An 18,918-nucleotide genomic window follows, 5' to 3' on the forward strand; every position below is an offset into this window, starting at 1 on the left:
CCCGCCGCCAGAGGGCAAGCAAAATCAAGCTTCGGCGACAGCCGAAGCCAGTTCCGACATGCGGAAGGGCTTCTCCAGGAAGCGCACGCCCTTGCCCGCCAGCCCTTCACCCACCGTCGCCGCCGCATAGCCGGACACCAGCACCACCCGCAGCCCCGGCAGCCTTCCGCGCAGCGTCTCCGCCAGGCCGATGCCGTCCATCTCGCCGGGCATGGTCACGTCGGTCACCAGCACATCGGGCGTGAAGCCGTCATCGACCGCCGCCAAAGCGGCCTCGGCATCCTCGGCGGCATGCACCTCGTGCCCGGCGCCGACCAGCGCGCGGCGCGTCAGAATGCGCAGCGGTGCCTCGTCCTCCACCAGCAGTACGCGCCGCGCGACACTCTCGGCCGCCACCGGGGCCGCGGCCGCCTGCGCCTCCTCGCGCCCCTCGCTGCGCGGGAACCACAGGCGGAAGGCGGTGCCGCGCCCGGGCTCCGAACTGACCGACACGTGCCCGCCCGACTGGCGCAGGATGCCGAGCACCGTGGACAGGCCGAGCCCCGTGCCCCCCTGCCCACGCCGCGTCGTGAAGAAGGGTTCGAAAATACGCGGCAGCAGCGCCGCCGCTATCCCGGCCCCCTCATCCGCCACGCTCAGCACCGCCCAGGCGCCGGGCGGGATCACCGCGCCCTGCGCCACCTCCTCCGCCGCCAGGTCCACCGCCGCGAGCCCGATGCGGATCGTCCCGCCCTCGGGCATGGCGTCGCGTGCATTCACCACCAGGTTCAGCAGCGCCTGGTCGAGTTGCGATGGATCCACCCGCGCAAGCGGCCCCGGCACATCGAGGTCGAGCACCAGCACATGGCGCGCGCCCAGCAGCCGCGTGAGCAGCGGCGCCATCGCCTCCACGGCCGAGCCAAGCGCCAGCACCCGTGGTGCCAGCGCCTGGCGGCTGGCGAAGGCCAGCAACTGCCGCACCAGCCGCGCCCCGCGCCCGGCACTGTCCAGGATCTGGCGCAGATCCTCCGCCGTCTCGGGCTCCGGCGTGCGCGCCAGCGCCGCCTCCGCCGCGCCCGAGATCGCGGCCAGCAGGTTGTTGAAGTCATGCGCCACGCCGCCGGCCAACTGGCCGATCGACTGCAGCCGCGCGCCTTCCTCCATCTGCGCCTGCATGCGCCGGCGCGCGGTCACGTCCACCACGCGCATCAGCGCGCCAGGCTCCCCGCGCAGCGGGCGGCACGCCACCTCGAAGCTCGCATCGGCCGGCAGCGCGGCATTGGCGATGCGCGCCGCCACCACCGCGGGCGCGGGCGGCCCGGCCAGCGCCGCCGCGATCGCCCCGGCCACCGCGCCGCGCGATTCCTCGACGAACAGCGCCGCCCCGGGCTGCCCCACCGCCGGCACCGCCCCGCACAGCGCCGCCAGCGCGGGGTTGGCCACGCGGATGCGCCCCGCGGTGTCGAGCACCGCAAGCCCCGCCGACTCCTCCGCTTCGAATAGGCGCCGGAACGCCGATGCCTCGTGGTCGCGATCCGTCACGCCGATGGCCCCCGCCCGCCGAGCCGCCAAACATAGGCGATGATCTCGGCCACCGCCTGATAATGCTCGGCCGGTATCTCGGTATCCAGGTCCAGCCGGAACAGCGCGCGCGCGAGTGGCGGATTGGACACGATCGGCACGCGATGTTCGTCCGCCATGGCGCGGATGCGCGCCGCCACCTCGTCCGCGCCCTTGGCCACGACGCGTGGCGCGGCCGAACTCCCCTGGTCGTAGGCGAGCGCGACCGCGAAGTGCGTCGGGTTGGTGATGACGACCGCCGCCTTGGGCACCGCGGCCATCATGCGCTGGCGCGCGCGCGTCTCGCGCAGCCGGCGCAGCCGCGCCTTCACTTGCGGGTCGCCCTCGCTCTCGCGCATTTCCTCCTTGAGGTCCTGGCGGCTCATGCGCAGCCGGTGCAGGTGCCGCCAGCGCACCCACAGCCAGTCCAGCACCGCGATCGCCGCGAAGGCCACCAGCGCCGCCACCGCCAGGTCGATCGCCGCCTTCGCCCCTTCGCGCAGCAACGCCCCCGGCGGCATCGCGAGCAGCCCGACCAGCCGGGCCGGATCCCCCAGCACCCACCACAGCGCCGCCCCCACCAGGCCCAGCTTCAGCAGCGTGCGCAGGAATTCGATGGCCCCTTCCACGCCGAACAGCCGCTTCAGCGCCGCCACCGGGTTCACGCGTGAAAATTGCGGCGTGATGCCCTTGGCCGAGACCATCATCTGCGTCTGCAGCAGCGTGGCCACCAGCGCGCCCGCCCCCGCCAGCACCGCCGCCGGCAGTGCCGCGAGCATGCCGAGCCGTCCCAGCTCGATCGCGGCCACCATCGGCGGGATCTCGTGCGCGCGCTCCAGCACGGCGCGCAGGCCGCGCAGCATCTCGGCGCCCGCCGGCGGCAGCGCGATGGTCAGCCCCAGCACGCCGCCCCCCAGCGCCCCGAAGCCCGCCAATTCGCGCGACACCGCGGCCTGCCCGTCCTCGCGCGCCTTCTCGATCCGCCGTGGTGTTGCGGCCTCTGTCTTGTCCTCGGACTCCGACCCGCCCTGCCCGCCGCCCTCGGCCATGGGTCAGCGCAGCCCGGGCAGGTCGAGGAAGGCGGCGCGCGCGGCGTCCGCGAAGGCGCCCAGCAGCGGCGGCATCACCGCCCCCAGAAGCGCCAAGCCCAGCAGCACCTGCCCCGGGATCGCGACGAAATACACCTGCACCTGCGGCGCGATCCGCGCGAGCAGGCCGAGTGCCACATTGATGACGATCGCCGCCACCACGAAGGGCGCGGCCAGGCGCAGCGACAGCGCCAGGCTCTCCGCGGCGGCGGCGGCGAAGGCCTCGGCCCCCGCACCCGCCGGGAAAGGGTCCCCCACCGGCAGCAGCGCGTAGGATTCGACCAGCGCGCGCAGCGGGATCGCGTACAGCCCGGTGGACAGCACCACCACCACGGCAGCCAGCGACAGCAGCCGCCCCGGCGCGGTGCCGAGCCCACCCAGCGCCGGGTCCGGCACCATCGCCTGCGCGAGGCCCAGCAGCAGCGCAATCATCTGCCCCGCCACTGCCATCGCCATCATGATCAGCCGGGCCAGCCCGCCCAGCCACAGCCCGACCAGCACTTCCAGAAGGATGACGCGCACCGCCTCCGCCGCGCTGTCGGGCGCGGCGGGCAAGCCCGGCGCCACCACCGGCAGCAGCACCACGACCAGCGCGAGGCCGAGCCCGATGCGGATATTCGCCGGCACCTCCTCCTCGCCCAGGCCGGGGAGGACCATCACCGCAGCGCCCAGCCGCGCGAAGGCCAGCACGGCATGGAAGGCGAGGCCCGGCAGCGCGGCGAGGAACGCGGCCTCGTCCATCGCCGTCAGCCCTTCAGCCCGACATCGACCATGGCTTGGAACAGGCTGCCCGCGTAGCCGCGCAGCACCCCCGCCATGAAGGGGCCGAGCAGCACCAGCGCCACCGCCAGCACCGCCACCTTGGGCAGGAAGCCGAGCGTCGCCTCGTTCACCTGCGTGAGCGCCTGCAGCACCGCGATCACCAGGCCGGCGATCAGCATGAGCACCAGCAGCGGCCCGCCGATCTGCAGCGTGACCCACAGCGCTTCCCGGCTGGCGAGCGCCACCTCGTTCATGGCCGGACCTTTTTCCGGGCCAGGTCTGTCATGGCGCGGCGCTAGATCGGCATGCGCATCACGTCCTGGTAGGCCGCGACCACGCGGTCGCGTACCGCCACGGCGGTCTGCAGGGTCAGTTCGGCGCGGCCCACGGCCAGCACGACATCGGTTACGCTGCCCTGGCCGGTCAGCGCGCGGGTCGATGCGGTGTCGGCCTCGCGGCCCACCTCGACCGCGCTTTCCATCGCGCGCGTCAGCGCGGCGCCGAAGCCGGCCGTGGCGGATTGCGTCGCGGCACCGGGCAGCGCATCCGCCGCGCGATACGCCGCCGCGGCGGCACCGGCGGGGGCCAGAGGAATGCTCATCCGCGCAGCGCCTCGATCGTGCGGGTCAGCATCCCGCGGGTGACTTCCAGCACCGACAGGTTGGCCGTGTAGGACCGCTGCGCCTCGCGCATGTCCATCGTCTCGACCAGGCTGTCGACATTGGGCATGCGGACGTAGCCGCGCGCATCGGCCGCGGGGTGCGACGGGTCGTGCCGCACCGGGAAATCACCCTGCGCGCGCCCCACCCGCGTCACCTGCAGGGTCGGCGCGCCCAGCGCGCGGTCCATGCGGTTGCGGAAGGTCACGGTCTTGCGGCGATACGGGTCGCCGCCCGCGGTCTCGGCCGTGCTGTCGCGGTTGGCCAGATTCTCGGCCACCACGCGCAGGCGCGTGGACTGCGCCTGCATGCCGGCCGCCGAGATGCGCAGGGCGCGATCGAGATCCATCGTCGAACTCCCTTACGAATTGCGCCCGAGCGCGGTGCGGAACAGCCCGAGGTAGCGGCGGTGCAGCCCGACCGCGAGGGCATGCGCCGTCTCGGTATCGGCGATGCGCATGGCCTCGCGGTCGAGTGCCACGCCGTTGCCGTCCATGCTGCGGTCCGGCACGCGGCGCTCGGCCCGCGCACGCGGGTCGGCCCCGCCGGCGGGGCCAAGATGCCGCCCATTGGTCTGCACCATCGCCGCATGCACCGCCTGGCCGAAGGGCCGCAGGTCCGATGGCCGGAAGCCCGGCGTATCGGCATTCGCGACGTTGTGCGACAGCACGCGCTGGCGCGCATCGAGCCAGCGCATCCGGCTCTCGGCCAGCGCGATCGGTCCTGTGCGGGTCGGGTCCATGCCCGGATGCGTCGCACGTCGCCGCCGAAGGTTCGGTTAACGCCGCGACCTGTGCGCCTGCCGCGCGAGGACGCCCGCACCGCACACCGCGCAACCGCTCGGTAACCATGGCGCGTGTGTAATGCCGCCCATGAGCCGCATGGGGGGCGTGAGCGAACCGACCGGACAGGCACGGCAGACCGCCGTGCTGATCGCCGCCATCGATGCCATGGAAGCCACCCTCGCAGTGGCCGAGGCGCTGGCGCGCGAACGCCGCCGCATCGACCTCGCGGGGCTCGAGGCCGAGGTCTCGCGCATCTGCGCCGCCGCCCTCGCTGCCCCGCGCGCCGCGGCCGCCGATGTCCGCCTGCGCCTCGAAGCCCTGGTCCGTGCACTGGACCGCCTGCGCGGCGGCCTCGCCCCGCCCTGACCCACCCCCCACCCGCCGGCAGGAGGCCGCGGCATGACCCCCGAGATCACACACTGGCTGACCGCGGCCGCATCGCTCGCCGCGGTGCTGGGCCTGGTGCTGCTGGGCGGCCGGCTGCTGCGCGCCAGCGGCCTGGCCCCGGCCGCGAAGCCCGGCACGCGGCTCGCGTTGCAGGAAAGCCTGGCGCTGGATGCCCGCCGGCGCCTGGTGCTGGTGCGCTGCGACGGGCGCGACGTGCTGCTGCTGACCGGCGGCGCGCAGGACCAGGTGGTCGGCTGGCTGCCGGAGCGCACGCCATGATCCGCGCGCTGCTTGTGCTGGCCCTGCTGCTGCCCGGCGCAGCGCTGGCGCAGTCGGTCGCGATCGACCTCGGCCAAACGGGCCAGCCCGGGGCGACATCGCGCCTGGTTCAGCTCACCGCGCTGATCGGGATGCTGTCGCTCGCGCCGTCGCTGCTGGTCATGGCGACGGCCTTCACGCGGATCGTCATCGTGCTGGCGCTGCTGCGAAGTGCCATCGGTGCGCAGGGCATCCCGCCGAATCCGGTTCTCGTGGGCCTCGCACTGTTCCTCACATTCTTCGTCATGCAGCCGGTCTTCGAGACCGCCTGGACGCAGGGCCTGCTGCCGCTTTCGGAAGGCCGCATCGGCGAACTCGAGGGCCTGCAGGCCGCCGCCGAGCCGTTCCGCCGCTTCATGGCCGCCAATGTGCGGGAGGACGACCTCGCGCACTTCCTCGAACTGGCGAACCTGCCCGCGCCGCCCGACGCGCAATCGGCCCCCTGGCGCGCCCTGGTGCCCGCCTTCATGGTCAGCGAGCTGAAGCGCGCCTTCGAGATCGGCTTCCTGATCTTCCTGCCGTTCCTCGTGATCGACATGGTGGTGGCCAGCGTCCTGATGTCGCTCGGCATGATGATGCTGCCGCCATCGGTCGTGGCGCTGCCCTTCAAGCTGATCTTCTTCGTGCTGGTGGATGGCTGGCGGCTGGTCTCGGCCAGCCTGGTGCAGGGCTTCGTGGGCTCCTGACCGCACTGTGAGGTGGCGCACGCGCGGCCGCGCGCGCCGCGCCTAGCCTCGGCGCCGGCCGGAGGTCCCGCCATGCGCCTGCGCCTTGCCCTGTTGCCTGTCCTGCTGGTCGCCGCCCTGCCCGCGGCCGCGCAGACCGCCTCGTTGACCGATGGCGCGCGCGTCTCCTCGGCGCGCGACCCCGTCCTGTGCCGCGCGCCCGATGGCCGGCGGCTCGACCACTGGGCGCTGCTCGCGCGCACGCTTGCCGCCGGCGAAGGCGGGCCGCGCGACACGCCGGTGCTGCCCATGGCGGCGGGGCGCTACAGCGCCGCCTCCTCCGGCTCGCTGCGCATGGAGGTGATGCGCGCCAGCACAGTCCTGAAGGAGGACCTGCCAGGCTGGCAACAGGCCTATTTCATCGGCGCCGCGCGCACTGCCCGTGACGTGGTGTTCAAGCCCGCCAGCCGCGATCCACTCGGCCGCGTGCAGACCGTGCCCCCCGACGTGGCGCGCGCCGCGATCTTCGTGGGCATCGACCAGCGCGGCGACGACCGCGCCACCGTCACCGTTCACATGCCCGCCAACCGCAGCGGCTGGTTCGGCGAGGACTGGCACATCGTGGTCGCCGCCTGCACCGCGGACCACCGCATGATCGGCTATGGCACCGTCACCGTCTCGGTCGCCCCGCTCGGGCTGTCGCGCGCGCTGACCTTCGCGGGGCTGCTGGCGCTGTGGCTGCTGGCCGCCTTCGTCGCCGCGCGGGAGAACCGCCGCAAGCTGCACGAATGGTGGCTGCGTATCGGCGGCGCACCGACCGCCGCGCGCGCCACCTGGCGCACCGCGCTGAAGCCGGAGAACCGCACCCGGGTGCTCTGCAAGGGGCTGCGCGCGATGGACCCGGTATTCATCTCGCAGGATGCGTACGGCGCGGGCAGCCTGGGGCGACTGCAATTGCTGGTGCTGTCCTTCGCCGTGATCGGCGTGGTGTTCTACGTGTTCCTGCGCACGGGGGCGTTCGCCGGTCTGTCGAACGACATCCTGGCCTTGCTCGGCATCACCGCGGGCGGGTCGGCCTTCGCGCGCGCCGCCGCGCTGCGCCGCCCGCTCACGCCGCCGCAGCGGCGCATCCTGTTCGGTTCGGGCGTGGTGAGCACGACCGAACCGATGCCGAGCCTGCGCGACGTGCTGGGCGGCGGCGGGGAACTTGACGTGACGCGCCTGCAGGCCTTCGCCTTCACCGGCTTCGCGCTGGTGGCGCTGGTCGTGAACGGCGTGGCCGATCTCGCGGCCTTCACCCTGCCGGCCGAGATGCTGTCGGTGCTGGGCCTGTCGCAGGGCGTCTATGTGGTGGGCAAGCTGCTGCCCGCGGAAGCCGAGGCGACGCTGCGCTCCGACATGGAAACCCTGCGACGCGAGGCGGACGCCGCACTCGCCGCCGGCGCGCAGACCCCGGCCTTCATCCAGGCCCGCCGCACCGCCGCCGAGAGCATCGAGGGCGTCTTCGCCGAACGCTTCCGCCGCGACGACTTCCTGCAGATGCCCCCCGCCGAGCTGGCCTGACCCGCCTTAGCGCGCCGGCAGGTGCTGCGCGATATAGGGCGGCAGGTGAAAGGCCCCGGCATGGATCTCCGGCGTCCAGTAACGCGTGGTGCCCAGCACGCCGGCGGCCTGGGCGCGCGCGCGGATGGTCTCCACCGGCAGCGCGCGGCAGGCGGCGTCCTTGCCCGCCCAGCCCAGCGTCATGAAGCCGCCGACATAGGTCGGCACGGCCGCCAGATACGCCCAGATGTCCGGGAACGCCTTGCCGCGGCGCAGCGACGTCTCGCGCAACTCATCCGCCTGCATGGCGGGCACGCCGCACTGGTTCACCACGATCCCGCGCGCGGTCAGCAGGCGGGCGCAGTTCGCATAGAATTCGTCGGTGAACAGCACCTCGCCCACGCCGATCGGGTCGGTGCTGTCGACGATCACGACGTCGAAGGACGCATCCGGCGCGCGACGGACATAGTCGATGCCATCCGCCACCAGCACCTCCGCGCGCGGATCGGTCCAGGCATCGCCGCCGATGCCGGGCAGGTATTCCTTCGCCAGGCGGATCACCTCGCCGTCGATCTCGACCATCACCGCGCGCTGCACGCCGCGGTGCTGCAGAACGCGCCGCAGCACGCCGCCATCGCCCGCGCCGATGATCAGCACGTTCTTCGCGTCCCCATGCGCCAGCAGCGGCACATGCGCGATCATCTCCTGGTAGGAGAACTCGTCCGCCTCGGTGATCTGCACCACGCCGTCGAGCATCATGACGCGCCCATGCGTCTCGCTCTCGAAGATCAGGATGTCCTGGAAATCGGAGGTCACGCGGGCCAGTTCGCGCTTCACCCGGAAGCGCTGGCCCCAGGCCTCGTACAGCGTCTCGTTCACCCACAGGTCGTAGGCCATGGCCCTGCCCTTCTCATGCGAAGGGGCCGGACGCTGCCGTCCGGCCCCCCTTGATTTTCGCGGGCCGATTCAGATCACCGGGGCCTTCGCCCCTCCGGTCATCGGACCGCGGGCCGCCGCGGACGCGGCGCTCAGCCGATCAGGCCGCGCTTGTGTTCGGCCAGCTGCACCCGCTCGGGCAGGAAGCCACGCTTGAGCGCCGGCAGCGCCTTGTACGGGTCGCATTCGCCGCAGACGAAGATGTCGAGCGCGGCATAATCGCGTTCCGGCCACGAATGGATCGACACGTGGCTCTCGGCCAGCACCAGCACGCCCGACACACCGCCATTGGGCGAGAAGTGGTGGAAATGCCCGTGCAGGATCGTCGCCCCGGTCGCGAGCGCGGCCTCGCGCAGCACGGCATCGATGTGTTCGGGGTCGTCGAGGTTCGTCGCCCCCCACAGGTCGATGATCACGTGCGTCCCGGCGTAACGAACGCCGTTGCGCGCAATGAAATAGTCCTTCTCGGGATTCACCGAGCGGTCTTCGTCAATGTTCCGGGTGTCGCTCGGCATATCCGAGACCATCCCCGGTTGGACGAGAGCATCCATGTGAGGGCTCCTTCCAGCCAGCAGATGACCAGGGCGGTCGGGGAAGTCCGACCATTTGGGTCAACGGCCGCGCGATATGCGGCAAGGGGGCCGGGGGCGCAAGTGAAATTATACCCCGGGGACCGGAAAAATTGCCGCGCCCCCACCCGGGGGACGCGCAACTCAGCGCGCGACCTGCACGCCCGCCCGCAAGGCCTCCAGCCGCGTGGGCAGCACGCGTAGCAGCCCCAGCTCGCGCTGCAACCGCGGCAGGTCGGCGATGCCGCGCAGCGGGTCGGCGGTCAGCAGGTCGAAGGCCTCGGCGAGCGGCCCCCCCGCCATGCGTTCGCCATGCGCCGCACGCAGCGCGACCAGCGCATCCTCCTCCCCGGCGAGCGCCGCATAGGCCGCGGCCCGCGCCAGTGCCGCGCGCGGCGCCTGGCCCAGCGGCGCCGGCGGTGCGGGCAGAATGTGGTCGAGATGTTCGCGCTGCGCCGCCGCCGCGCCAGCCCAGTCCTGCGCCTCGGCGCGCAATTCGGCGCGCGCCTCCGCCCCGGCCGCACCGAGCACCGCCAGCGCCTGTTCGGCGGCTGCGCGGTCCCCGCGCCGGGCCAGCGCCCGTGCGCGCAGCCGCGCGCGTTCGCCCACCAGCGCTTCCGCCAGGTCATCGGCGCGGCTGCGGTCGAGCGCGGCCAACGCCGCCGCCGCGTCGCCCTCGGCCATGCGCAGCGCCGCAAGCCGCGCGCCGATCGCCGCGCGCGCCTGCGGCGTGGCGCGTGCCGCGGCACTCTCCAGCAGCGCCGCCGCCCGCCCGGCGAGGTCGAGCGCGGCGAGCCTCTCGGCCAGCAGCAGCACCGCCGCCTCGCCGCGCTCGCCTTCGGGCAGCAGGTCGGGATGCGCGTCGAACAGCGTGGTGGCCGCCAGCGGTGGCGCGGTCTCGAGCGCGACGGCGAAGGCTTCCGCGAGCTCCGGGCGAAGTGCGCGCGCCTGGTCGGGAAAGACCCGCCCCGCTTCGTCGAGCATCGCGAAGGCCGCCTGGCCGTTGCCCGATGCCATGCGCAGAGCGGCGATCCGCCGGCGCAGCGAGAGTTCCTCGGTCCCGCCGCGCCAGGCGAACAGCGCCTGGTCCAGCGCATCCGCCGCGCCCGCCGCGTCGGTCGCGCCGGTCGACAGGCGCAGCTCCGCGACGCGCTTCAACGCATCGGCGCGCTGGCGCCGGTCACGCCCGGCGATCACGTCCTCGTACAGGCGCAGCGCGTCCTCGGTGCGTCCGGCCGCCTCGGCCAGCATGGCGCGCGTCAACTCCAGGCCCGGCGCGTCGCCGGCCTCGGCCAGCAGGCGCGCGGCGCGCGGGGCCTCGTCGCCCGTCGCCAGGGTTTCCAGCAGCGGCGGCAGCAGCCGCGCGCGCAGCGCCTCGGGATAGGCCAGCACCAGCGGCGCGCCGGCCGCGAGCGCCGGGGCGGCGGCGCGCGGGTCGCCCTGCGCGGCCGCGAGCAGGCCGCGCCACAGCATCAACTCGTCCGAGGACGGCAGCCGCGGGTCGGCCAGCACCCGCGCTTCCTCGATACGGCCGGACAGCAGCGCGGCGGCGCCCTGCGCCAGCAGCAGCCGCGCATCCGCCTGTGCGTGCGGGTCCTCGCGCAGGCCGAGGCCAACCATCGCCTGCGCCTCCTGCGGCATGCCCAGCGCGAGCAGCGTCTCGGCCACCGCGCGGCGCGGTACCCCGCGCGCGAGCGGCGGCGTCTCGTTGATCGCGAGAAGTTGCGTGCGCAGGCGTTCCATCAGCGCGGGCACCGGCGCCACCGGCAGGTCGAGCAGGCGCGACAGCGCCATCGCCTCGGCCGGCGGGTCGCGCCCCGGCGCGGCGCCGAGGGCGAGCCCACGCCCCGCCGCCTCCACCGCGAAACCCTCGCCGCGCGGGCGCAGCACCACGCGGTCCGACCGCGGCAGCACCACCGCGCCCATCATGCTGGGCAGGATCTCGAGCTCCGGCAGGCGGCGCGCGATGCCGATGCCCGGGCCGGCGCGACGCAGCGTGCCGACCAGCAGCGCTTCGCCCGTCTCGGGGTCGGTGATGGCAATGCTGGTGCCGACCGCCTCGGGCGTCAGCCCGCCAGTCAGCGCGACGCGCGCGGGCGGCCCCGGTTCAGGCACCGCGCGCAGCGGCGCCGCGTCGGGCGCCGGTTCGGGCCGCGCCTCGATCACCCAGGCCGCGCCGTCGCGCCGTGCCTGCAGCACCGCGGGCGGCGCCAGGCGCAGGCGCAGCACCGTGGCCTCGCCGGACGTCGCGACGGTGGCGCTGCCGAACACCGCATGTCGCGCCAGCGCCGAAAGATCGAGCCGCAGCGGCCGGTCGAACACCGCGAGCACCCAGTCGCCGCGGCGGAACAGGCTGAGCCCTGCCTCGGCATCCGCCGGGACGGCGAAGGCGGGCGCGCCGTCCAGCAGGCGCACCGGCCGCGCATCCGCCGCGGCCAGGCTCGCGGTCGGCACGGCAGCAGCGGCTTCGGCGGGCTGCGCCGCGGTCGCGTCGTTGCGCGTCGCGGACGGTTCGCTGGCGCGCGCCGCCGGCGCGGATGGCGGCACGCCCGGACGTGCGGCGGCGCCGGGGCGCGCGGCATCGGCGGCGCGCCCCGGCGCGGTGGGTGCCGCGGCCCGTGTGGGCGCGGTGTCGGAGGCCGGGCGCGGCGGTGCGGGGGCCGTCGTGGTCGCGGCGCGCGCGGCCGGTGCGGTGTCGGCCGCGGGCGCAGCGGGCGGCGCCTGACGCGCGGGGGATGTCGCCGCGGGCGGCGCGGAGGATGTCGCCGCGGGCGGCGCAGGAGAAGCCACGGCAGGTGCTGCGGCAGGGCGCCCCGCGGATGCGGCGGCCGGCGCCTGCGCCCGCGGCGGCGCGGCGGCCGGTGCCGCGGCCTGCCGTGCGGCGCGGGGGGCCGGCGCGTCGGCCGCGGCCTCGCCCGCCGGCGCATCCAGCACATCCACCACGATGCGGTTGCCCAGACGGAAATGGCGCGTCCGCGCGCCGGGCGCGAAGCGCACCACGATGGCGCCGTCGGCCTGTTCCACCGCCAGCACGTTGCGCGGCGGGCGGCGCGCCGCCGCCAGGTCGATGCTGCCCGGCGCATCGAAGCGCAGCACCACCTGCCCGTCCTCGGCCTGCGCGGTGTAGGGCACGCGGGTTGGCCAGTCGAACACCAGGCGGCCGTGGTCGGCATGGCTGCCCGCGCGCAACGGCACGCGCGGGCCCTCCTGCGCGCCCGCCGGGGCAGCGAGCAGCAACAGCAGCGCCAGCGCACCCGCGGCGCGCATCAGTCGAAGCTCGCCAGCAGCCGGTCGATCTCGGCCTGCGAGGTCGCGCCCCCGGGCAATTGCGGGCCGTTCGCCAGGGCGCGTCCCTCGGTCACCGGTTCCGCCGGCGCCGGCGCGACGGGCGCCGGCCGGCCCGATGCATTGGCCACCGCCGCCTCGACGCGCGATTCGATGGCCTTGAGCGCGCTGACCACCTTGCCGATGCGCTGGCCGGTGATGTCCTGGAAGGAACAGGCCTCGTAGATGCGCGTCACCGCGTCCTGCAGCGTGGCGGCCGCGGCCTCCGGGACCTCGGCCTGCAGTTTCTCGAGCGCCTCGCAGCAATCCAGGATCTCGTTGGTCGCCTGCGCCGTGTGGCCGACGATGGCGTCCAGCTCGTCGGTGGCCGACGGGATATGCGCGCCGGTGATGTCGTCCACCGACAGCGCCGCGATCTCGGCCTTGGCGCGCGCGATGGTGCGGCCCAGGCCTTCGAGTTCGGCCAGCAGCGCCGCCTCGCGCGCCGTCAGGTCGCCGGCCATCGAGGTGAGCACGGCGCGCACCGCCGCCTCGATCCGGTCGTCGCCGGGGCTGCCGTCAGGCATGGACCATCACCTTCTCGATCTTCTCCTTCAGCGTCTCGGCGTTGAAGGGCTTCACGATGTAGTTCGACACGCCCGCCTGCTTGGCCGCGACCACGTTCTCGGTCTTGCTCTCGGCGGTGATCATGATGAAGGGCAGGTTCTTCAGGCGCGCATCCGCCCGCACCTCCTTGAGCAGATCGAGGCCGGTCATCGGCGCCATGTTCCAGTCGCTGATCACCAGGCCGAAATTGCCCGCGCGCAGCTTGGCCAGCGCCTCCTGCCCGTCGGTCGCCTCGTCCACGTTGTTGAAGTCGAGCTGCTTGAGCAGGTTGCGGATGATGCGCAGCATCGTGCGGTAGTCGTCCACGATCAGGACGTTCATGTTCTTGTCCATGGGTCCTTCGGTACCTCCTGGGGTTCGGGTCAGTTGGCGGCGGTCCGGCGCGCGCGGTGGCGCGCCAGCTCGGTTGTCACGAGCCGCGCCTGCTCGGCGCGCATCGCGCCGATCACGGGGGCTGCCTTGCGTTCGCCCATGCGGTCCAGGATCTCGACCAGGATGGGCATCTCGAGCTCGTTGAAGATCGCCGCCGCGTCGCGCGGGCGCATCGCCTCATAGGTGCGCACCAGGCCGCGCCAGCCGGCTTCCTCGCGCTCGGTGCGGGAGCGGTCCAGCGCCTCCAGCCGCTGCTGCAGCGCGGTCAGTTCCTCGACACGGCGCGCGAGGCGCCGTTCGGTCGCCTGCAGGACCACCTCCTGCGCGACCACGGCCTGCTCGCGCGCCTCGATCTCGGTGCGCCGGGCGCGCAACTGTTCGAGCAGCGCGCGCTCGGCCGCGGTGGCCGGGTCGGGGGCCGCGACCGGGATCGCCTGCGGCGCGGCGGCCGGCGGCTGGGCGGGCGCGCGCGCCGCACTGACCGGCGCCGGCGCGGGGGCCGGCGCGGGTGCCGGCGGCGGGTCGGCCGCGCGCGCCGGTGCGACCACCGCGGCACCGCCCCGCAGCAGCCCGACCAGGCTTTCCGCCTTCACGACGAACAGCCCCGCCATCGCGGCGATCGCGACAGGCAGCAGGCGCGGGCGGATCATCAGCCCTGCCCCCGCGCGGCACCCAGCGCCAGTGCGCGCACCAGGTCGCGTTCGGCCTGGCTTTGCAGCGGCGCGGGTTCGGCCGCGCGCGGCGCCTCGGCGGCGATCGGGCGCCCGGCGCGCACCAGGCCCTCCAGCCGATCGGCCAGCGTCTCGGCCCGCTCGATCAGGTAGCGCAGGTCGTCGCGCAGGGGTTCCGCCGCGGCGGTGCGTTCCGCCACCTGGCGCCCGGCCAGTTCGGCCGAGGCCCGCAGGCGCACCATCGCGGCCTCCGCCATGCGCGCCGCCTCGCCCAGCCCCTGCGCGCTGCCTTCCAGCGCGCCGCGGTCGCGACGGATCTCCCGCAGCGCGCGTTCGAGCCGCAGCGCGAAGGGAATGGCCGCCCCCAGCAGCCCCAGCAATACCAGTTGCAGACCCCATTCGAGCATCGACATCGATCAGGCCTCCATCCGGCGCGCACGCCCGTATTCACGCGCGATGCGCACCGCCAGGCGCTGGTCCTGCCGGCCCAGTTCGCCCTCGAACATCGCGATGTCGCCGCAGCGCAGGCGCACCGGCGCGCCTGGCGCGACACCCAGCGCGATGCGGTCGCCCACCTTGAGGTCGAGGACGGTCGACAGCGGCAGCAGCTGTTCGTCCAGCACGACGTCCAGCGCCACCTCGGTCGAGCGCAGTTCCTCCGCGAGGTGCGTCTCCCAGATGCTGTCGCGACCGAATTTCTCGCCCATGAATTGCTGCAGCAGCAATTCGCGCACGGGCTCCAGCGTGGCGTAGGGCAGCAGCAATTCGAGCTTGCCGCCGCGATCCTCCATGTCGACGCGCAGGCGCACCATCACGCAGGCATTGGACGGGCGCGAGATGGCGGCGAAGCGCGGGTTGACCTCGAGCCGGTCGAATTCGAACTTCACCGGGCACAGCGGTTCGAAGGCCGCGGTCACGTCCTCCAGCACCACGCCGATCAGGCGTTCGACCAGCGTGCGTTCGATGGTGGTGTAGGGGCGGCCTTCGATGCGCATGGCCGCGGTGCCCCGCCGCCCGCCCAGCAGCACGTCCACCACCGAATAGATCAGCGCGGAATCGACCACCACCAGGCCGTAATTGTCCCACTGCTTCACATGGGCCACGCCCAGCATCGCCGGCAGCGGGATGGAATTCAGGTAGTCCGCGAAGCGCAGCGAGACGATGCCGTCGATCGAGACTTCCACATTGTCGGACGTGAAGTTGCGCAGCGTGGTCGACATCAGGCGCACCAGCCGGTCGAACACGATCTCCAGCATCGGCAGGCGTTCATACGACACCAGGCCGGAGGAGATGATCTTCTGGATGCCACTTTCCTCGGTGCTGCCACCGCCGCCACCCTCGAAGCCCAGCAGGCTGTCGATCTCGGCCTGGTTGAGCACGCGCGTGGCATCGGGCGGCGGCGCGGCTTCCTGCTCGGGCTGCGCGCCTTCTTCCTCGAGCGCCGCGCCCCAGGCGGCGGCCAGGTCTTCGTCGTCGCCCTGGTTCTCGCCCTGCCCGCTCACTGGACCAGGATCTCCACGAACAGCACGTCGGTGACGCGCGGCGCGGGCTGCGTGCTGCCCGGCGGCGGTGACAGCGCGATGTTGGCGCGCGCCACCAGTTCCGTGCGCAGCCGGTGCGTCCCCGCCGACCCGCGCAATTCCTCCGGGCGCGTCTCGCGCAGATGGGTCTGGAACAGGTCGAGCAGCCGGGGCATGGCGGCGGTGATCGCCGCGGCGTCCTCCGCGCGCGTGATCTCGAGCTTGCTGCGTAGCTTCACGAAGACCGGCCGGCGCCCGCTCGCGTTCAGGTTGGTGACGATCTCTGGCATGTCGAAGAAGGCAGGGGGGCGCGGCGCGGCATCGGCCGCGGCGGTGGCGCCTTCGCCCGCGGCGGCCGGCGGCGGGCCCATGCCCAGCAGCCCCGGCAGGATGCCGGTGAACCACAGCCCGGCGCCCGCGCCGAGCAGCACCACAGGCACTGCGATCAGCAGGAGCTTCTTCTTGCCCCCGCCGCCCTTTGCACCTTCGGTCGCTTCTGCCGCTTCGGGCGCCGCCGACATCCACAGCCTCCTGCCGAGGGGCGCATCCTCCGCTGCTGCCGTTAAGGAAGGCTTGCGCCGCGCGCGCCGCCCGGGCGGATGTGCCGTGCGCCGGGCGCGCCCTGCCGGCCCCGGGCAGCTTCTGCCGCCTGGACGGGCGCTGCGGGCTGGCACGCCGGTTGCCCTTTCCGCCCCGGCCACCGCCGGAGACACGCCGCATGGACAGCCCGGGCTACATCATCCTCTCGCGCCTCGCGCTGCAGAACCGCGCCACGCAGGTGCTCGCGCACAATCTCGCGAATGCCGATACGCCCGGCTTCCGCGCGCTGCGCCCGGTCTTCGGCGAATTCATCCAGCGCCAGGACCAGGGCGGCGTGCCCCCCGGCGGACGCCCGGTCGCCTTCGTGCAGGACCGCGCCACCTGGCGGGACATGGACCTCGGCTCCATGCAGGTCACCGGCAATCCTCTCGATGCCGCCATCACCGGGGAGGGCTTCTTCGCGGTCGAGACCCCGCGCGGCGAACGCTACACGCGCGCCGGCCGCTTCAGCCTCGGCGAGGGCGGGCGGATCGTCGACATGGAAGGCAACGCGGTGCTCAACACCGATGGCGCGCCCATCGCGGTCTCACCCAACGACACGCGCATCGAAATCCAGGGCGACGGCACCATCCGCAGCGAGAACGGCGTGCTCGGCCGGCTGCGCGTGGTGCGCTTCGACAACCCGCAGGCGCTGCGCGCCGAGGGCGACCGCGTCTTCGAGGCGAATGGCGCCGAGGCCCAGGCGGTCGAGCGCCCCGCCATCCGGCAGGGCGTGCTCGAAGGCAGTAACGTCCGGCCCATTCTCGAAATGACGCGCCTGACGGCCGAACTGCGCGAATTCCAGTTCGCCGCGCAATTCGCCGAGAAGGAAGGCGAACGCCTGTCCACCGCCGTCGAGCGCATCCTGCGCCGGCGCTCGTAAGGATCACCCCGAATGCGATCCCTCCACGTCGCCGCCACCGGCATGATGGCCCAGCAGAACAATGTCGAGGTCATCTCCAACAACATCGCGAACATCTCGACCACCGGCTACAAGCGCCGCCGGGCCGAATTCCAGGACCTGATCTACCAGAACCTGCGCCGCACCGGATCGCAGTCGGCCGATACCGGCACCACGCTGCCCTCCGGCGCGCAGATCGGCCTCGGCGTGCGTACCGCCGCCGTCTACCGCATCCCCGAACAGGGCAACCTGCAGCAGACCGAGAACCGCTTCGACATCGCCATCCGCGGCAACGGCTATTTCCAGATCCAGCTGCCCAGCGGCGAGACCGCCTATACCCGCGACGGCACCTTCGGGCTGAGCGCAGAAGGCACCATCGTCACCGCGGAAGGCTTCGTGGTGAACCCGGGCATCACCATCCCGGCCAATGCGCGCGACGTCACCATCAACGCGAATGGCGAGGTGCTGGCCAAGCTGGATGGCCAGGTGCAGCCGCAGAACGTGGGCCAGCTGCAGCTCGCGATCTTCCCCAACGAAGGCGGGCTGGAAGCGATCGGTGACAACCTGTTCCTCGCCACGCCGTCATCGGGCGACGCCCAGCAGGGCGCACCGGGCACGGTCGGCTACGGCCAGACCATGCAGGGCTTCATCGAGACATCCAACGTCAACGTCGTGCAGGAGATCACGTCCCTGATCACCGCGCAGCGCGCCTACGAGATGAACTCCCGCGTCATCACCGCATCCGACGAGATGCTCTCCACCCTCACGAGGCTCCGCTGATGTTCCGCCGCACCCTGTTCGCGCTGCCGCTGCTGGCCCTGCCCGCGCGCGCCGACGCCCTGCCCCCGCATCCGCGCCCGGTCGTGCTGGCCGAGGACGCCATGCTGCGCCTGGGCGACATCTTCGAGAACGCCGGCGCGCGCGCCACCCAGGCGGTGGGCGCGGCCCCCGCGCCGGGGCGACGGATGCTGCTCGATGCCGCCAACCTTGCCGCCATCGCGCGCCGCCACGGCCTGCCCTGGCAGCCGCTGTCCGGCGAGGAGCGCTCCGTCGTCGAGCGCCCCGGCCGCCCGGTCGCGCGCGACGAGATCGAGGCCCTGCTGCGGCTCGAACTGGCCCGCCTTGGTGCCGATGCGGAGTACGACCTGGACCTGCCGGGCTTCGCCCCGCCGCTGGTGCCGATCGCAGCCCTGCCCGAGATCTCGCTCGAAGCGCCGCACTACGACGCCTCGACCCGCCGCTTCGCCGCCACGCTGGTGGTGGCGGCCGAGGGCATGGCGATGCAGCGCCTGCGCATCGCCGGGCGCGCCATGCCGACCGTGCCGGTGGTGCTGGCCACCCGCCGCATGGCCGTGGGCGAGGTGGTGCGCGCATCCGACATCGAGGAACGCCGCCTGCGCGCCGAACGCGTGCGCCCGGGGATGGCCCAGCGCGCCGAGGACGTCATCGGCCGCCAGCTGCGCCGCCCGATCGGCTCCGCCATGCCCTTCGTGACGGTCGACCTGGTGGCCCCGGTGGTGGTCGCCAAGAACCAGCTGGTGCTGATGGTGCTGGAGGCGCCGGGCCTCGCGCTCACCGCGCAGGGCCGCGCGCTCGAGGCCGCCGCGATCGGCGAGGTGGTGCAGGTGATGAACCTCGCCTCCCGCCAGGTCGTCGAGGCCGAGGTCGTCGGCCCCGCCCGCGTGCGCGTGCGCCCGGGTGCCGCGCCGCTGATCCTCGCCGGGCGGCGCTGAG

General features: G+C 73.5%; 23 protein-coding genes. 7 read left to right on the forward strand and 16 right to left on the reverse strand.

From position 1 onward, the window contains the following. Positions 1 to 24 precede the first annotated feature (24 nt). Genes MWM08_RS14690 through MWM08_RS14720 form a run of 7 tightly spaced genes read right to left on the reverse strand, consistent with a single transcriptional unit; the run spans position 25 to position 4,790 of the window. Positions 25 to 1,521: an ATP-binding protein gene (locus MWM08_RS14690; protein WP_244407197.1), complete on the reverse strand. Its 1,497-nt coding sequence runs from the start codon at positions 1,519 to 1,521 to the stop codon at positions 25 to 27. After that, entirely contained in the window at positions 1,518 to 2,588 is a 1,071-nt protein-coding gene (locus MWM08_RS14695; RefSeq protein WP_244407199.1) for an EscU/YscU/HrcU family type III secretion system export apparatus switch protein, read from the reverse strand. The genes MWM08_RS14690 and MWM08_RS14695 overlap by 4 nt, the downstream gene beginning before the upstream one ends. 3 nt (positions 2,589 to 2,591) lie before the next feature. Continuing rightward, positions 2,592 to 3,368 (reverse strand): flagellar biosynthetic protein FliR, encoded by a 777-nt coding sequence (locus tag MWM08_RS14700; protein ID WP_244407201.1) that lies wholly within the window; start codon positions 3,366 to 3,368, stop codon positions 2,592 to 2,594. 5 nt (positions 3,369 to 3,373) lie between these two features. Continuing rightward, on the reverse strand, positions 3,374 to 3,643 hold the full coding sequence (locus tag MWM08_RS14705; RefSeq protein ID WP_244407203.1) for a flagellar biosynthetic protein FliQ: 270 nt from the start codon (positions 3,641 to 3,643) through the stop codon (positions 3,374 to 3,376). 41 nt (positions 3,644 to 3,684) lie between these two features. Next, entirely contained in the window at positions 3,685 to 3,990 is a 306-nt protein-coding gene (gene fliE, locus MWM08_RS14710) for a flagellar hook-basal body complex protein FliE (protein ID WP_244407205.1), read from the reverse strand. After that, positions 3,987 to 4,397 (reverse strand): flagellar basal body rod protein FlgC, encoded by a 411-nt coding sequence (flgC, locus tag MWM08_RS14715; RefSeq protein ID WP_244407207.1) that lies wholly within the window; start codon positions 4,395 to 4,397, stop codon positions 3,987 to 3,989. Before flgC ends, fliE begins: the two co-directional genes overlap by 4 nt. Positions 4,398 to 4,409: 12 nt before the next feature. Then, a complete protein-coding gene (locus MWM08_RS14720; protein ID WP_244407209.1) occupies positions 4,410 to 4,790 on the reverse strand; it encodes a flagellar basal body rod protein FlgB in 381 nt (126 codons plus the stop codon). A 130-nt stretch (positions 4,791 to 4,920) separates the two neighbouring features. Between MWM08_RS14720 and MWM08_RS14725 the strand changes: the two genes are divergently transcribed. The 4 genes from MWM08_RS14725 (at position 4,921) to MWM08_RS14740 (ending at position 7,766) form a co-directional block, all read left to right on the forward strand. Beyond that, complete coding sequence (locus MWM08_RS14725) at positions 4,921 to 5,199, forward strand: hypothetical protein (RefSeq protein ID WP_244407211.1); 279 nt, start codon at positions 4,921 to 4,923, stop codon at positions 5,197 to 5,199. A gap of 33 nt (positions 5,200 to 5,232) precedes the next feature. Beyond that, positions 5,233 to 5,499, forward strand: coding sequence for a flagellar biosynthetic protein FliO (locus tag MWM08_RS14730; RefSeq protein WP_244407213.1), 267 nt, complete (start codon positions 5,233 to 5,235; stop codon positions 5,497 to 5,499). Further along, entirely contained in the window at positions 5,496 to 6,224 is a 729-nt protein-coding gene (fliP, locus tag MWM08_RS14735) for a flagellar type III secretion system pore protein FliP (protein WP_244407215.1), read from the forward strand. Before MWM08_RS14730 ends, fliP begins: the two co-directional genes overlap by 4 nt. Before the next feature lie 72 nt (positions 6,225 to 6,296). After that, positions 6,297 to 7,766 (forward strand): hypothetical protein, encoded by a 1,470-nt coding sequence (locus MWM08_RS14740; RefSeq protein ID WP_244407217.1) that lies wholly within the window; start codon positions 6,297 to 6,299, stop codon positions 7,764 to 7,766. Between the two features lie 6 nt (positions 7,767 to 7,772). Here the strand turns inward: MWM08_RS14740 and speE are convergent, their stop codons facing one another. The 9 genes from speE to MWM08_RS14785 all read right to left on the reverse strand — a co-directional run bounded on the left by speE (position 7,773) and on the right by MWM08_RS14785 (position 16,225). Beyond that, entirely contained in the window at positions 7,773 to 8,642 is an 870-nt protein-coding gene (gene speE, locus MWM08_RS14745; RefSeq protein ID WP_244407219.1) for a polyamine aminopropyltransferase, read from the reverse strand. Between the two features lie 131 nt (positions 8,643 to 8,773). Next, on the reverse strand, positions 8,774 to 9,232 hold the full coding sequence (gene speD, locus MWM08_RS14750) for an adenosylmethionine decarboxylase (RefSeq protein ID WP_244407221.1): 459 nt from the start codon (positions 9,230 to 9,232) through the stop codon (positions 8,774 to 8,776). Positions 9,233 to 9,394: 162 nt separating this feature from the next. After that, positions 9,395 to 12,517 carry a hypothetical protein gene (locus MWM08_RS14755; protein WP_244407223.1) on the reverse strand — a complete coding sequence of 1,041 codons (3,123 nt, stop codon included), beginning with the start codon at positions 12,515 to 12,517 and terminating at the stop codon, positions 9,395 to 9,397. Continuing rightward, positions 12,517 to 13,101, reverse strand: a complete 585-nt coding sequence (locus tag MWM08_RS14760) for a protein phosphatase CheZ (RefSeq protein ID WP_244407225.1) — start codon at positions 13,099 to 13,101, stop codon at positions 12,517 to 12,519. The genes MWM08_RS14755 and MWM08_RS14760 overlap by 1 nt, the downstream gene beginning before the upstream one ends. Further along, entirely contained in the window at positions 13,094 to 13,462 is a 369-nt protein-coding gene (locus tag MWM08_RS14765) for a chemotaxis response regulator CheY (RefSeq protein WP_480460367.1), read from the reverse strand. Before MWM08_RS14765 ends, MWM08_RS14760 begins: the two co-directional genes overlap by 8 nt. Positions 13,463 to 13,503: 41 nt before the next feature. Then, entirely contained in the window at positions 13,504 to 14,163 is a 660-nt protein-coding gene (locus MWM08_RS14770; protein WP_244407229.1) for a MotE family protein, read from the reverse strand. Beyond that, positions 14,163 to 14,597, reverse strand: a complete 435-nt coding sequence (locus tag MWM08_RS14775) for a DUF6468 domain-containing protein (protein WP_244407231.1) — start codon at positions 14,595 to 14,597, stop codon at positions 14,163 to 14,165. The genes MWM08_RS14770 and MWM08_RS14775 overlap by 1 nt, the downstream gene beginning before the upstream one ends. 3 nt (positions 14,598 to 14,600) lie before the next feature. Then, the gene (gene fliM / locus MWM08_RS14780; protein WP_244407232.1) at positions 14,601 to 15,686 is read right to left on the reverse strand and encodes a flagellar motor switch protein FliM; all 1,086 of its coding nucleotides are present in this window, start codon (positions 15,684 to 15,686) and stop codon (positions 14,601 to 14,603) included. Continuing rightward, positions 15,683 to 16,225, reverse strand: coding sequence for a flagellar basal body-associated FliL family protein (locus tag MWM08_RS14785; RefSeq protein ID WP_244407234.1), 543 nt, complete (start codon positions 16,223 to 16,225; stop codon positions 15,683 to 15,685). Before MWM08_RS14785 ends, fliM begins: the two co-directional genes overlap by 4 nt. 197 nt (positions 16,226 to 16,422) lie before the next feature. Here MWM08_RS14785 and flgF point away from each other — a divergent pair, with 197 nt between their 5' ends. Genes flgF through flgA form a run of 3 tightly spaced genes read left to right on the forward strand, consistent with a single transcriptional unit; the run spans position 16,423 to position 18,917 of the window. Then, positions 16,423 to 17,166 (forward strand): flagellar basal-body rod protein FlgF, encoded by a 744-nt coding sequence (flgF, locus tag MWM08_RS14790; RefSeq protein ID WP_244407236.1) that lies wholly within the window; start codon positions 16,423 to 16,425, stop codon positions 17,164 to 17,166. 12 nt (positions 17,167 to 17,178) lie between these two features. Then, a complete protein-coding gene (gene flgG / locus MWM08_RS14795; RefSeq protein ID WP_244407238.1) occupies positions 17,179 to 17,964 on the forward strand; it encodes a flagellar basal-body rod protein FlgG in 786 nt (261 codons plus the stop codon). Continuing rightward, complete coding sequence (flgA, locus tag MWM08_RS14800; RefSeq protein WP_244407240.1) at positions 17,964 to 18,917, forward strand: flagellar basal body P-ring formation chaperone FlgA; 954 nt, start codon at positions 17,964 to 17,966, stop codon at positions 18,915 to 18,917. Before flgG ends, flgA begins: the two co-directional genes overlap by 1 nt. Position 18,918 lies beyond the last annotated feature (1 nt).

The sequence above is a fragment of the Roseomonas fluvialis genome, assembly GCF_022846615.1.
Lineage (GTDB): Bacteria > Pseudomonadota > Alphaproteobacteria > Acetobacterales > Acetobacteraceae > Neoroseomonas > Neoroseomonas fluvialis.

Excerpts from the sequence above, each read along its gene's own strand:
- MWM08_RS14785 (WP_244407234.1), bottom strand. The coding sequence starts at position 16,225 with ATGTCGGCGGCGCCCGAAGCGGCAGAAGCGACCGAAGGTGCAAAGGGC.
- MWM08_RS14700 (WP_244407201.1), bottom strand. The coding sequence starts at position 3,368 with ATGGACGAGGCCGCGTTCCTCGCCGCGCTGCCGGGCCTCGCCTTCCAT.
- MWM08_RS14720 (WP_244407209.1), bottom strand. The coding sequence starts at position 4,790 with ATGGACCCGACCCGCACAGGACCGATCGCGCTGGCCGAGAGCCGGATG.
- flgF (WP_244407236.1), top strand. The coding sequence starts at position 16,423 with ATGGACAGCCCGGGCTACATCATCCTCTCGCGCCTCGCGCTGCAGAAC.
- MWM08_RS14740 (WP_244407217.1), top strand. The coding sequence starts at position 6,297 with ATGCGCCTGCGCCTTGCCCTGTTGCCTGTCCTGCTGGTCGCCGCCCTG.
- MWM08_RS14755 (WP_244407223.1), bottom strand. The coding sequence starts at position 12,517 with ATGCGCGCCGCGGGTGCGCTGGCGCTGCTGTTGCTGCTCGCTGCCCCG.
- MWM08_RS14775 (WP_244407231.1), bottom strand. The coding sequence starts at position 14,597 with ATGTCGATGCTCGAATGGGGTCTGCAACTGGTATTGCTGGGGCTGCTG.
- speD (WP_244407221.1), bottom strand. The coding sequence starts at position 9,232 with ATGGATGCTCTCGTCCAACCGGGGATGGTCTCGGATATGCCGAGCGAC.
- MWM08_RS14730 (WP_244407213.1), top strand. The coding sequence starts at position 5,233 with ATGACCCCCGAGATCACACACTGGCTGACCGCGGCCGCATCGCTCGCC.
- MWM08_RS14705 (WP_244407203.1), bottom strand. The coding sequence starts at position 3,643 with ATGAACGAGGTGGCGCTCGCCAGCCGGGAAGCGCTGTGGGTCACGCTG.
- flgC (WP_244407207.1), bottom strand. The coding sequence starts at position 4,397 with ATGGATCTCGATCGCGCCCTGCGCATCTCGGCGGCCGGCATGCAGGCG.
- MWM08_RS14725 (WP_244407211.1), top strand. The coding sequence starts at position 4,921 with ATGAGCCGCATGGGGGGCGTGAGCGAACCGACCGGACAGGCACGGCAG.
- fliP (WP_244407215.1), top strand. The coding sequence starts at position 5,496 with ATGATCCGCGCGCTGCTTGTGCTGGCCCTGCTGCTGCCCGGCGCAGCG.
- flgG (WP_244407238.1), top strand. The coding sequence starts at position 17,179 with ATGCGATCCCTCCACGTCGCCGCCACCGGCATGATGGCCCAGCAGAAC.
- MWM08_RS14760 (WP_244407225.1), bottom strand. The coding sequence starts at position 13,101 with ATGCCTGACGGCAGCCCCGGCGACGACCGGATCGAGGCGGCGGTGCGC.
- flgA (WP_244407240.1), top strand. The coding sequence starts at position 17,964 with ATGTTCCGCCGCACCCTGTTCGCGCTGCCGCTGCTGGCCCTGCCCGCG.
- speE (WP_244407219.1), bottom strand. The coding sequence starts at position 8,642 with ATGGCCTACGACCTGTGGGTGAACGAGACGCTGTACGAGGCCTGGGGC.
- MWM08_RS14695 (WP_244407199.1), bottom strand. The coding sequence starts at position 2,588 with ATGGCCGAGGGCGGCGGGCAGGGCGGGTCGGAGTCCGAGGACAAGACA.
- MWM08_RS14770 (WP_244407229.1), bottom strand. The coding sequence starts at position 14,163 with ATGATCCGCCCGCGCCTGCTGCCTGTCGCGATCGCCGCGATGGCGGGG.
- fliE (WP_244407205.1), bottom strand. The coding sequence starts at position 3,990 with ATGAGCATTCCTCTGGCCCCCGCCGGTGCCGCCGCGGCGGCGTATCGC.
- MWM08_RS14765 (WP_480460367.1), bottom strand. The coding sequence starts at position 13,462 with ATGAACGTCCTGATCGTGGACGACTACCGCACGATGCTGCGCATCATC.